The 13,740-nt window shown below is 50.2% G+C and carries 7 protein-coding genes and 2 tRNA genes; 5 read left to right on the top strand and 4 right to left on the bottom strand.

Features of this window, described 5'->3' with window-relative positions:
• Positions 1 to 655: site-specific integrase (locus tag N7387_RS17515; protein ID WP_279800472.1), on the top strand; the 655-nt coding region annotated here is incomplete at its 5' end.
• A gap of 59 nt (positions 656 to 714) precedes the next feature.
• On the opposite strand, the gene N7387_RS17510 is transcribed toward N7387_RS17515, so the two are convergent.
• Positions 715 to 790: transfer RNA gene (locus tag N7387_RS17510), tRNA-Thr, on the bottom strand.
• A gap of 5 nt (positions 791 to 795) precedes the next feature.
• Positions 796 to 883: transfer RNA gene (locus N7387_RS17505), tRNA-Ser, on the bottom strand.
• 207 nt (positions 884 to 1,090) lie between these two features.
• On the opposite strand from N7387_RS17505, the gene rcsD reads away from it, so the two are divergent.
• Both rcsD and rcsB read left to right on the top strand, forming a co-directional pair.
• The gene (gene rcsD / locus N7387_RS17500) at positions 1,091 to 3,805 is read left to right on the top strand and encodes a phosphotransferase RcsD (protein ID WP_279800471.1); all 2,715 of its coding nucleotides are present in this window, start codon (positions 1,091 to 1,093) and stop codon (positions 3,803 to 3,805) included.
• Positions 3,798 to 4,448, top strand: coding sequence for a response regulator transcription factor RcsB (rcsB, locus tag N7387_RS17495; protein WP_262858702.1), 651 nt, complete (start codon positions 3,798 to 3,800; stop codon positions 4,446 to 4,448). The genes rcsD and rcsB overlap by 8 nt, the downstream gene beginning before the upstream one ends.
• Before the next feature lie 70 nt (positions 4,449 to 4,518).
• Here the strand turns inward: rcsB and rcsC are convergent, their stop codons facing one another.
• Positions 4,519 to 7,365, bottom strand: coding sequence for a two-component system sensor histidine kinase RcsC (rcsC, locus tag N7387_RS17490; RefSeq protein WP_279800470.1), 2,847 nt, complete (start codon positions 7,363 to 7,365; stop codon positions 4,519 to 4,521).
• A 173-nt stretch (positions 7,366 to 7,538) separates the two neighbouring features.
• Positions 7,539 to 10,154, bottom strand: coding sequence for a DNA topoisomerase (ATP-hydrolyzing) subunit A (gene gyrA / locus N7387_RS17485; protein ID WP_262883492.1), 2,616 nt, complete (start codon positions 10,152 to 10,154; stop codon positions 7,539 to 7,541).
• Between the two features lie 187 nt (positions 10,155 to 10,341).
• Between gyrA and ubiG the strand changes: the two genes are divergently transcribed.
• Together ubiG and nrdA are read left to right on the top strand one after the other, a co-directional pair.
• On the top strand, positions 10,342 to 11,067 hold the full coding sequence (gene ubiG / locus N7387_RS17480; RefSeq protein WP_025152238.1) for a bifunctional 2-polyprenyl-6-hydroxyphenol methylase/3-demethylubiquinol 3-O-methyltransferase UbiG: 726 nt from the start codon (positions 10,342 to 10,344) through the stop codon (positions 11,065 to 11,067).
• 376 nt (positions 11,068 to 11,443) lie between these two features.
• A complete protein-coding gene (gene nrdA, locus N7387_RS17475; protein ID WP_262861868.1) occupies positions 11,444 to 13,738 on the top strand; it encodes a class 1a ribonucleoside-diphosphate reductase subunit alpha in 2,295 nt (764 codons plus the stop codon).
• Positions 13,739 to 13,740 lie beyond the last annotated feature (2 nt).

Here is a 13,740-nt window from a genome sequence, read left to right as displayed (position 1 = left end):
GATCGGTAAATCCCCAACAATTAAGGTCAGGCAAAAAAAGGAAATACGGGTCAGGTGGCTGACCAAAGAAGAGGCAACAACCCTGATACAGTGTATGCCTGATGTAATGAAGCCTGTTGTTATGTTTGCACTCGCAACAGGATTGCGAAGATCGAACATACTTAATCTCGAATGGACGCAAATAGACCTGCAACGGAAAGTTGCCTGGATTCATCCGGAAGACACGAAAGGCGGCAAGGCGATAGGTGTGGCTCTCAACGAAACAGCTTGCCGGGTGCTCAGGATGCAGATAGGAAAGCACCAGCAATACGTGTTTGTACACACTGAAGCATGGCACAGAGCAGACGGATCACCAACAGAAAAAGTTAGGAAGATGAGAGTTGACGACAACACCGCATGGAATACCGGGCTTCGCCGAGCAGGAATCACAAACTTCCGCTTCCATGACCTTCGCCACACATGGGCGAGCTGGCTTGTTCAGGCCGGAGTCCCGCTGACTGCGTTACAGGAAATGGGGGGATGGGAATCGATAGAAATGGTTCAGAGGTACGCACATTTAGCCCCGAATCATCTTGTTGAACACGCGCGAAGAATTGACGAGGCCATGGGGATTAATGGCACGAATATGGCACGCGCACTAATAAAAGCGGTCTAACCATGCATCATATAGAAAAGAAAAACCCGCTATATCTGTGAAATATAACGGGTTTAATATGGTGCCGGCTACCGGAGTCGAACTGGTGACCTACTGATTACAAGTCAGTTGCTCTACCAACTGAGCTAAGCCGGCTAATTTGGCGGAAGGATAGAGATTCGAACTCTAGGACGGTCTCCCGTCGGCGGTTTTCAAGACCGCTGCCTTAAGCCACTCGGCCATCCTTCCATGGGGCGCGATTATGCTGAAAAATGAGGAACCTGTCTACCCCTATATGCAAAAAAAACCGATTTTTTTGTCTGCCTGCTCAACATTCACACACCGTACCGGCCTGAGGGCGAAAGACAGCTGTTATTGTGGCAGGAATTAGTATGATAGAATTAATTCCCGGTGAATTTACAGTCAAGTACTTACTATAAGGTTGCAACGGAACATATGTACAGACAGTCACATTCCAGGCCTTATGCGATACCCGGCTTTTATGCATCATTTATTTCGTTATTAGTCTTATCTCTCTTTTTATACGGATATAACTATTACGATGCCTGGCTGGGAAGCAAGAAAGGCGCACTCTACAGTTTCAGCAGCCGGATAGAACATCAGGTTGAAACCTACCGCTATCAGTCCGCTGAGCTGTTCCGGCTCGCCAATACCACGGATACCGATAAACGGCCCGAGCTCGTTCCCCCGCATAAGATCCTGAATGATATTTACTGGATTGACAGCCGTGTACCGGTGGTGGATGCCATTTTATTCGGTCAGACCAATGATGAGACGTACGCCATTGCACGGCGCTTTTCGGATTATCTGACCATTTTGTGGGGCGGCGAGAATCAGTTTAATTCCATGTATTATCTTAACGGTCTGGATAACAGTCTGCTGCTGGTCACATCCCACTCCGCCCTGCGCCCAGAACTGCGCTATCGTGAAAGCCAGCTGACGCTGGGAGCCGATGAGAAACGGGCAGAAATGCTGGCGGATTCCACCGCGCTGGATGAACGGGAGACACTCTCCTCTTTTACCAAGATGCCGTCAGAATCAACGTATTACTATACTTACCGCGCAATGTTCAATAACCCCGGTCAGCTGACCAGCGTGGTCGCGTTTGATTTACCGGTGAATAACCTGGTACCGGACAATCTGGATCTGTCCAATCTGTCACTGCTCCCGGCCGGATCCCATACGCTCAGTAACCGCCCGAATGCAGTACAAATCAGTATTAACGGCCTGTCACTGAAACTCAGTTACCGTCTGCGTGAAATGCCGTATCAGGTGGTTTATCAGCTCTCGCTGCTGGCACTGGCCGAAGAAATGCTGTCGGCGAATATCTGGCTGTTAATTTCTGCCTTCCTGTTCACTGCACTTTCTGTCGGCGGCCTCGTTTATATCCGTAAGCGATTTATTTCTCCGCTCAATACATTGGTTCGTCAGGCCAGAAACAGTGAGGCAATAACCAATGAGATTGTGGCTCAGGTGCCTGTCGGGCTGGCGATTTATGATTTTGCCGCCAATAAACGGCTGGTCGGTAATACGATTGCCACCCAGCTGCTGACCCTCAGTGACCTGAACAAAACCCGCGATATGGCCCGGGAGCATCACGGCCGGATCCAGACCACCATTGATAATGTGGTCTATGAAGTCAGTATGAATCCGGTCCGTGATATGAATGATACGTACCTGATCCTGTTCCGGGATGTGGATCAGGAGGCACTGACCGCGCGCCGTCTGCAATTGTCTGACCGCGAGTATAAGAAAAGTATCAAAGCCCGTCAGTCCGTGTTATCGAATATCCGTTCCGAGCTGGTGGTGCCGGTCAAGCAGCTTGGTAATGATCTGCATACACTGGCACCGTATGTCACCGACCCGGCCGGTGCTCAGCTGATGGATAAAGTGGTGACAGAATCCGGTCATCTGTGTGAGTGGATTGAAAACATCATTCTGCTGGCTGACCTGGAAACCGATGACTGGAAGCCGACCAATGATGAATTCCTGTTGTCACAGATGGCTGAGGATATTGTTAAACAATTCTCACGTCAGATAAATGACAAAGGTATTCCGCTTTATTTTCATAACGGAATTAACAAGCAGCTGAATTATATTGGTGACGGTCCTGTTATCAGTAAGATTTTTTTATTATTGCTGAATTACGCCGTCAGCAATTTAAGATACGGGAAATTAGTTATTCGCCTTAAGAATATATTCAAAGATGAACATAATAATATCAAATTTGAAATAATCGCCAGTGGTTCGGGTCTGCCGCAATCTGATCTTGTTAACCGGCATGATCCATTTATGTTTCAGGTCGCGGATAGTGAAGGTCGTCCGAACTCCGGACTGGCATTCTATTTGTGTGATTTATTATGTAAGAAGCTGAAAGGTGAACTGAAAATAGACAGTAAACCGGATATCGGTACTCACTATAGCGTTGAGCTGCCGCTGCCTGCCACTGAGATGATCGGTGAGCCGTCAGAGGTGCTGGAAGACACGCTGTTTAAGATCAATATCATTAATCCGAGCATTCGGGAAATAATTAACACAATTATAATTGAAAATGGCGGAATTTTATTTGATAAAAATCGCGCATTATTGCAAGATGAATATGACATCCTGATAACTGACTTTGATAAGAAAGCGAGAAAGCCAATTCTCTTTTTACGAAATGATATTATTGAACATAAAATGATTACACCTTCCCTGGTGGAGTGTAATTATAATTTCAATGATGAAATTCTGAATGCTATTACGCTGCTTATCGAACAAAGCTTAACTTCGGATGAGTTTGATGATAGATTCTTACCCGGGAATCCGGGTATTAATACAGCAGCACTTTCCGTCGGGGAAGTTGTTGCATTATATAAAAATCAGCTGGCACAAAGTACGTATAAAGATCTATTTGCCACCACAGTACCTCCTGATATAAGTAAGATGTACACAGAAGCAGAATTAAGTGAATTGCAGCCACTGGCGCTGACAGTACATCGGGTCAAAGGGGTCTTTGCTGTACTCGACTTTGATTATCTGAAATCACGCTGTGAAGATATAGAACGCTGTATCGCTGACAAAAACAAAATGAAAGTGGATGAAGGTATCCGGGAAATTGATGCCATTGTCACTGAATTGCTGCAGCAAGGTAACCAAGAGTATGAATAACCTGAATGTTATTATCGCTGACGACCATCCTATTGTTCTGTTCGGGATAAAAAAGTCTCTGGAACAGCTGGAAACAGTTAATGTTGTTGGTGAATTTGAAGATTCCACCTCACTTATCAATAACTTAGCACGATTGGATGCAGATGTTCTGATCACTGACCTCTCCATGCCGGGAGATAAATACGGTGATGGCATCACGCTTATTAAGTATATCAAGCGCCATTATCCTGACCTGGCGATTATTGTGCTGACCATGAACAATAATCCGGCGATCCTCAGTGCTGTACTGGACCTCGATATCGAAGGGATCGTACTGAAGCAGGGAGCGCCTGCTGATCTGCCGAAAGCACTGGCCTCGTTACAGAAAGGAAAGAAATTCACGCCTGACAGCGTTTCCAAACTGCTGGAAAAAGTGAATGCCAACGGATACGGCGATAAACGCCTGTCTCCGAAAGAGAGTGAGGTTCTGCGTCTGTTTGCCGAAGGGCATCTGGTCACTGAGATTGCGCGTAAACTGAACCGCAGTATCAAAACCATCAGCAGCCAGAAAAAATCCGCCATGCTGAAGCTGGGTGTGGATAACGATATCGCTCTGCTTAATTACCTTTCGTCTGTCACTATCGACAGCCCCCGGGACGAGTAATCCGGAAACGTTTTACCATACTGATACAAAACCGCCATTCATCTGAATGGCGGTTTTTTTATGTGTCCGGTTATTCTGCCTGTGGTGGTGTGACCTGCGGGATATAGTGCGCCATCATGGTGCGCAGCGCCTGCATCGAGACCGGTTTGGAAAGGCAGTCATTCATGCCGGAGGCCAGACAGCGCTCGCGCTCCTCTGCCATCGCGTTGGCGGTGATCCCGATAACCGGCAGTGTCATGCCCTTCTCTCTCAGTGTGCGCGTCAGGTCATAACCGTTCATATTCGGCATGTTGACGTCTGACAGAATAATATCCACTTCATGGGTTTCGAGGAAATTGAGTGCATCCAGTCCGTCATCCGCCGTTGCCGTGTGGTAGCCGAACAGATGCAGCTGATCGGACAGCAGATGGCGGTTAATCGGATGGTCATCCACAATCAGGATCCGGACATGCACCGCCTGCTGACTGTCCGGCAACGGCGGCGGCGGCAGATCATCCGCTTCCTGACGGCGGTTATTCAGGCGATCGGAAACAAAATCAAACAACCCGTCGAGCTGATGCGTGTTATGCCGCCAGTGATTACCGCCCTGCGGCACCGGTTTGTCGGTATAACCGGCATCCAGCTCAATCAGCAGACGGGCCTGTTTCATCGCCGGCGTGACCACATCCGTTATCACCACCGCACAGGTAATATCCGGACATTCAGACAGCGCCACCGGGACCGGGGCAATATCCTGCCAGTAACGCTGCATATAATCCGCCAGCACGCCGTTCCGGAAATCAAAGACCAGCGGTACAGTCAGCGGCACAATATCCGTATGATGACCGGACGGATAAGCGGTATAGCACGGGAATCGGATCCCGAACAGACTGCCGACCTCTTTCTGCGATTCCACCATCATGTCGCCGTCCATCAGTGAAATCAGTTTTTCACAGATAGGCAGCCCCAGCCCGGTCCCTTGTGACGGGCTGTCCGTATTCGGCATAATCTGATAAAACGGGTCGAATAACTGGCGCAGCTCATCTTCACTGATACCACTGCCGGTATCCTGAATATCCACATGCAGATATTCACCGCAGACATAGACGTGAATACACACCATCCCGACATACGTGTATTTAATCGCATTATTAAACAGGTTGGCGATCACCTGCTGCATCCGTACCGGGTCATTACAGACCAGTTCCGGCACCTCTTTTTCGATAAAGCAGTACAGAGAAAGGTGTTTTTTCGCCACCAGCGGCAGGTAGTTTGCCACCACAAAGTGAATATGTTCGCGGAAATTAAATTCTCTCGGCTCAATTTTCAGCTGTTTGGATTCAATTTTGGAGAAGTCGAGAATATCACTGATGATTTTCAGTAATAAAGATGATGAATTATTCATGGTGCCGAGCAGACGCTGGGCATCCCGCGAATGAGCCATGGACTGTAACAGTTCCAGGTTACCGATGATACCGTACAGCGGTGTGCGCAACTCGTGGCTGACCGTGGCGAGGAACATGGATTTCGACTGGTTGGCCTGCTCTGCCGCCTGAGCCGCGTCCTGTAATGAGCTTTCCAGCTGCACACGGGCGCTGATATCCACCAGAACACAAATCGCCACTTCCTCGTTCTGGTAACGGGAATGCACAAAACTGACCTGAAGGTGCCCGCCGTTACGGGTCACCATATCTTCCATCCCCTGGCGCTTATCCTTTATCAGCAGACCGATGCGATTGCGATCCTCGAACGAAAGCATACGCCAGTAATTATGAGCCAGCTCATTACTCAGCAGTGCCGTACCGTCGAGGGTGCGCAGGATACAGATCCCGACCGGTGCAGAGGCCACAATTTTGTGGTTAAACTGCTCGTGCTCCTCCAGACGTATTGCGCTGTTTTCCGCAGGCATAAATATCCGCCGCTCCAGCAGCCAGGTGAACAGCCCGATAATAATGGCGGAAATCAGGTTAAGGATCGCCCCGTTGAGGATCTGGAATTTCAGTTTTTCATAAATTGAGCTCAGCGGCGTGGTATACACCACACTCAGCAGCGACGGCGTCAGTCTGCGTTTAAAGACCAGCCGGGTGAATCCATCGTCATAGCCGAAATAATTGTCATCCACCAGATAGCTGTCTTTATTTTTCTGCGTGTTAATTTCTTCCGGATAGGAGAGCACAACATCATCCTGCTCATTGATGATCACCATATTCGCCGGAAAATCGCGCAGACGGTTGAAGTTCTCCAGCTGCAGGTTACGTTCAATGCCCATCAGCGCCAGAAAACGACCATCATAATACAGCGGCATCATCACAAACAGGCTGGCCATTCCCTGATTACTGCCCGGTGCCGCCCAGTAAATGGTGCGTTCTTTCCCCTGACTTTTCAGGCGGAAATAGTTCTGAGAGTAATCATTGACCATTCTGCGCAGCGTTTCGCTGCTGGTGGAGAGATTGCGGATCGGAAATGACACCATACACAGGGTTTTTGAACCGACCAGAAAGACCTGATTGAGCCCCGTTGGGGCGGCAATATTATTCTGCCAGTACGTCAGGAGATCTTTGAATGCAATAATATAGGGGCCGCTGCCGGTACGGAACGCTGCGCAGTCGCCTTTGGTGTTCAGTGCCCGGTAATCAATAAAAAACCCGTCAGTCGTCCGGTCAGCCGGTTCTCCCGGCCGTACTTCTTTATTTTCGACAAACCGCTCATTCATATAACGGATATCGCGGGTTATATCGGTGGATTGCCGGAAATAGGCCAATAAGGCATCGTAATCGGAATAATACTGCTGGCGGATATCATTGCGCATCCCGTTATAGATATTCAGTAAATAGAATATCGTCACCAGCGCCCCCAGCCCCCATAACATCACACCGACGATCCGGAACAGGTAACGCGAAATTTTCAGTGATGTCTGGAAAGATGAAAAGTATCTCAAAGGGGCTCCGCCAATAATGAATCTGATATATTCACGAGGTTTCAGACTGTTATGTCTAGGATATACCACTGTGCAATGTTTACAAAACCCCCGGGGTAAATAAAAAGCAGGAACAATATTATTGTTCCTGCTTTATCCGTTTTCTGATTTTATATTACCGGAAACCGGTGATATTAATCGTTATTCTCTTCTGCATTATCATCCGGTGCCGCATCTGTCACTTCACCGTCTTCAGAGAAATCATTTTCATCCTCTTCCGGCTCTGCGAGACGCTGCAGACCGACCACTTTCTCTTCTTCTCCGGTACGGATCAGTGTCACACCCTGGGTATTACGGCCCACGATACTGACTTCAGAGACGCGGGTACGGACCAGTGTACCGGCATCGGTGATCATCATAATCTGATCATCTGCGCCGACCTGGATTGCCCCCACGACTTTCCCGTTACGCTCACTCACTTTGATGGAGATAACCCCCTGAGTGGCACGGGATTTGGTCGGATACTCCGCTTCCGCAGTCCGTTTGCCGTAGCCGTTTTCGGTGACAGTCAGGATCTCACCTTCGCCGCGCGGAATAATCAGTGACACGACCGCATCGTCATCACCCAGGCGGATACCGCGTACACCGGTGGCAGTACGCCCCATGGCACGGACAGCATCTTCCGCAAAGCGGACAACTTTACCGTCAGCAGAGAACAGCATCACTTCATTGCTGCCGTCAGTCAGGTCAACACCAATCAGCTCATCACCCTCGTTGAGGTTGACGGCGATAATCCCGGCATTACGCGGACGGCTGAAGTCCTGCAGGGAGGTTTTCTTCACGGTACCGCTGGCGGTCGCCATAAAGACAAATTTACCTTCCTCATATTCGCGGACCGGCAGAATCGCGGTGATACGTTCGTTCTGTTCCTGATCCAGCGGTAATATGTTGATAATCGGACGACCGCGCGCACCACGGCTGGCTTCCGGTAACTGATACACTTTCAGCCAGTACAGCTTCCCTTTGTTGGAGAAGCAGAGAATGGTGTCGTGGGTGTTCGCCACCAGCAGACGTTCGATAAAATCTTCTTCTTTGATGCGGGCGGCAGATTTACCTTTCCCGCCGCGGCGCTGGGCTTCATAGTCGGTCAGCGGCTGATACTTCACATAGCCCTGATGGGACAGTGTCACCACAACATCTTCCTGACTGATCAGATCTTCGATGTTGATATCCGCTGTATTTTCTGTGATATCGGTACGGCGCTTATCGTTGAACTGCTCTTTCACCGCCACCAGCTCTTCACGGATGACTTCCATCAGACGCTCAGGGCTTTGCAGGATATGCAGCAGACCGGCAATCAGTTCCAGTAATTCGCGGTATTCGTCGAGCAGTTTTTCATGCTCCAGACCGGTCAGTTTCTGCAGACGCAGATCCAGAATCGCCTGAGCCTGAACCTCGGTCAGATGATACAGACCATCGCGGATACCAAACTGCTCATCCAGACCTTCCGGACGGGCGGCATCATCACCGGCACCGGCCAGCATGGCGGCAACCGTACCCAGTTCCCACGCCTGTGCCAGTAACCCGGCTTTTGCTTCCGCAGGTGTTGGTGCACGGCGGATAAGCTCGATAATCGGATCGATATTAGCCAGTGCGATCGCCAGACCTTCAAGGATATGGGCACGTTCACGGGCTTTGCGTAATTCATAGATTGTCCGGCGGGTCACCACTTCACGGCGGTGGCGCACAAACGCACTGAGAATTTCTTTCAGATTGAGGATCTTCGGTTGTCCCTGATGCAGGGCAACCATATTGATACCGAACGTGGTCTGCATCTGTGTCAGCAGATAAAGGTTGTTCAGTACCACTTCACCGACCGCATCACGTTTGACTTCAATCACAATGCGCATACCGTCTTTATCGGATTCATCACGCAGCGCGCTGATGCCTTCCAGACGTTTCTCTTTAACCAGCTCGGCGATTTTCTCAATCAGGCGGGCTTTGTTTACCTGATACGGAATTTCATTAACAATAATGGTTTCGCGGCCGGTTTTTTCATCCGTTTCCACTTCGGCGCGGGCACGGATATGAATTTTGCCGCGTCCGGTGCGGTAAGCCTCAAGAATACCGCGGCGGCCGTTGATAATCGCCGCTGTCGGGAAGTCCGGCCCCGGGATGTGCTCCATCAGACCTTCGATGCTGATATCTTCATCATCAATATAGGCCAGGCAGCCGTCGATGACTTCGCCCAGGTTATGCGGCGGAATATTGGTTGCCATCCCGACAGCAATACCGGATGAACCATTCACCAGCAGGTTCGGGATGCGGGTCGGCATCACATCCGGGATCATTTCGGTACCGTCATAGTTCGGTACAAAATCCACGGTTTCTTTGTCGATGTCGGCTAACAGTTCATGGGCAATTTTCGCCATACGGACTTCCGTATAACGCATTGCCGCTGCGGAGTCACCGTCGATTGAACCAAAGTTACCCTGACCATCCACCAGCATATAGCGCATTGAGAACGGCTGAGCCAGGCGGACAATCGTTTCATACACAGCACTGTCACCATGGGGGTGATATTTACCGATCACATCCCCGACCACACGGGCAGATTTTTTATAGGCTTTATTCCAGTCATTACCCAGTTCTTTCATCGCGAATAACACGCGGCGGTGAACCGGTTTCAGACCATCCCTGACATCGGGGAGCGCGCGTCCGACAATAACGGACATGGCGTAATCCAGATACGAGCTTTTCAGCTCCTCTTCGATGTTAACGGGCAAGATTTCTTTGGCATTGTCGCTCATGGAGCCAGTATCCCTCATTACTCCGGATTCAAGGTGCGGAACTATACCACAAATCGCCAATGTTTAAAAAAGGAGATATAAAAATCGGGAGAGTATTTTATTTCTGACGCATCCGCGTCCGGCATTGTATACTGACGCCATCGCGTATTCCGGCAGGTTCTGCCGCAGCAAGAGAGAGAAAGAGACCATGAATGACACAGCTTCCCCGCTGACAGCCAACGTCGATCCTGCGGAAATTAAAAAGTTTGAGGATGTTGCCTCACGCTGGTGGGATTTGGAGGGTGAATTTAAACCGCTGCACCGGATCAATCCGCTGCGTCTGGCCTATATTCAGCAGCGGGTTAACGGTGTGTTCGGGAAGAAAGTGCTGGATGTCGGCTGCGGCGGCGGAATTCTGGCAGAAAGCATGGCGCGGGAAGGTGCGGACGTCACCGGACTGGACATGGGCGCGGAGCCGCTTCAGGTTGCGCGTCTGCATGCGCTGGAAAGCGGCACCGATATCACCTATGTGCAGGAAACGGTGGAACAGCACGCAGAAAAGCATGCACAGCAGTATGATGTGGTGACCTGCATGGAAATGCTTGAGCACGTGCCGGACCCGGCCTCTGTGGTGCGTTCCTGTGCCCGTCTGGTCAAACCGGGAGGGGATGTGGTGTTCTCCACCATTAACCGCAACAAAAAAGCCTGGTTTATGGCGGTTATCGCAGCAGAATATATTCTGAAGATGGTGCCACCCGGTACACACGATGCGAAAAAATTTATCCGTCCGGCAGAGCTGATCGACTGGCTGAATAACACCGGCCTGCGTGAGCAGCATATGATCGGTTTACATTACAATCCGTTAAGCGATAAATTCTGGCTGGCATCCAATGTGGATGTAAATTATATGTTGCATACCCGCTTTATTTTATAGTGTCAAGTTAATTACTCTGCCGATTAATAAAACGCCAAACAAATCGCATTTTTCTAAAATTATCGCTTCGCGTAATCAGGTAAGCACTGTTTCATTTTATCAGCGATCTCAGTGCTTACCACTCCGTCCATGGGTAACTATCCTCAAGTTATCCACAAAAGATCCTGATTTTATACACTTGATCCTGAGCGCATTTATCATTATCTTGTTACCCATCTTTTACAGACACACTACATCTTGTGTTTAAATCGCTCATCACCCGCTATTGACTTTCCCGGAACAATTGTTTCAGGGATCGTTTTTTATCGGGCTGATATACATTATCAGCGCGTTAATCACAGTAAGGTGTCCTTTTCAAAACAGGGTATATCAACTGATGAACCAGAATCTGCTTGTTACCAAACGAGATGGTCACAAAGAACGTATCGATTTAGACAAAATCCACCGCGTCATTACCTGGGCCGCCGAAGGCCTGAATAATGTCTCTGTCTCCCAGGTCGAGTTACGTTCCCAGATTCAGTTCTATGACGGGATCCGTACCGCAGATATTCATGAAACCATGATTAAGGCCGCCGCCGACCTGATTTCCGCTGAAACCCCGGATTATCAGTATCTGGCTGCCCGCCTGGCCATTTTTAACCTGCGCAAAAAAGCCTACGGCCAGTTTGAGCCGCCGGCGTTATATGCCCATGTGCAGAAAATGGTGGCTGCCGGTAAATATGACGAAAATCTGTTAACCGATTACACCGAAGCTGAATTTGACCAGATGAATGAATTCATCGATCACTGGCGTGATATGAATTTCTCCTACGCCGCTGTCAAACAGCTGGAAGGGAAATATCTGGTTCAGAACCGGGTTACCGGCGAAGTGTATGAAAGCGCACAGTTCCTGTATATCCTGGTTGCGGCCTGTCTGTTCTCGCATTATCCGAAAGAGACCCGCCTGGATTATATCCGCCGGTTCTATGACGCCACGTCAACCTTTAAGATTTCCCTGCCGACGCCGATTATGGCCGGTGTTCGCACCCCGACCCGCCAGTTCAGCTCCTGTGTGCTGATCGAGTGCGGCGACAGCCTGGATTCCATCAACGCGACCTCCGGTGCGATTGTCAAATACGTGTCCCAGCGTGCCGGTATCGGTATCAACGCAGGCCGTATCCGCGCACTCGGCAGCCCGATCCGCGGCGGTGAGGCATTCCATACCGGCTGTATCCCGTTCTACAAACATTTCCAGACTGCCGTGAAATCCTGCTCTCAGGGCGGTGTGCGCGGTGGTGCGGCAACGCTGTTCTACCCGATATGGCATCTGGAAGTGGAAAGCCTGCTGGTGCTGAAAAACAACCGGGGTGTTGAGGGCAACCGTGTCCGCCACCTCGACTACGGCGTCCAGATCAACAAACTGATGTATGAGCGCCTGATCAAAGGCCAGGATATCACCCTGTTCAGCCCGTCAGACGTACCGGGGTTATATGACGCGTTCTTCGCCGATCAGGATGCGTTCGAGCGCCTTTATGCGCAGTACGAGAAAGATCCGTCTATCCGCAAACAGACGCTGAAAGCGGTCGAACTGTTCTCCCTGATGATGCAGGAACGTGCCTCTACCGGCCGTATCTATATTCAGAACGTGGATCACTGTAACACCCACAGCCCGTTTGATCCGTTTATCGCGCCGGTGCGCCAGTCCAACCTGTGTCTGGAAATCGCCCTGCCGACCAAACCGCTCAACGACATGAATGATCCGAACGGGGAAATCGCGCTGTGTACGCTGTCCGCGTTTAACCTGGGTGCCATTGAGAACCTCGATGAGCTGGAAGAGCTGGCTATTCTTGCGGTACGTGCCCTGGATGCCCTGCTCGATTACCAGGATTATCCGATTGAAGCGGCACGCAAAGGCTCAATGGGCCGCCGTACCCTGGGTATCGGGGTGATTAACTTCGCTTACTACCTGGCGAAACACGGCGTGCGCTATTCCGACGGCAGCGCCAATAACCTGACTCACCGCACCTTTGAAGCTATTCAGTATTACCTGCTGAAAGCCTCCAATGAGCTGGCAAAAGAGTACGGTGCATGCCCGTGGTTTAACGAAACCACCTATTCACAGGGCATTCTGCCGATCGACACGTACAAGAAAACGCTGGATCAGCTGACCAACGAGCCGCTGCATTATGACTGGGAAGGCCTGCGCGAAGAGATCAAAAAACACGGTCTGCGCAACTCCACCCTGTCTGCTCTGATGCCGTCAGAGACATCCTCGCAGATCTCTAATGCCACCAACGGCATTGAGCCGCCGCGCGGCTATATCAGCGTAAAAGCGTCGAAAGACGGCATTCTGCGCCAGGTCGTGCCGGAATATGAGCGGCTGAAATCCGCCTATGAGCTGTTATGGCAGATGCCGGGCAACGAAGGGTATCTCCAGCTGGTGGGGATTATGCAGAAGTTTGTCGATCAGGCGATTTCGTCCAACACCAACTATGACCCGACCCGGTTCCCGAGCGGCAAAGTGCCGATGAACCAGTTACTGAAGGATTTGCTGCTGGCCTATAAATACGGCGTGAAAACACTGTATTACCACAATACCCGCGATGGTGCGGAAGATACCCAGGAAGATCTGCCTGAGGAAGTGGTTATCGCCGACGATGATGGTTGTGAAGGCGGCGCGTGTAAAATTTAAGG

The sequence above is a fragment of the Morganella sp. GD04133 genome, assembly GCF_029835375.1.
GTDB classification, from domain to species: Bacteria; Pseudomonadota; Gammaproteobacteria; order Enterobacterales; family Enterobacteriaceae; genus Morganella; species Morganella morganii_B.
Note: the sequence above shows the minus strand (reverse complement) of the source record. Positions and strands in the feature narration are given on the sequence as shown.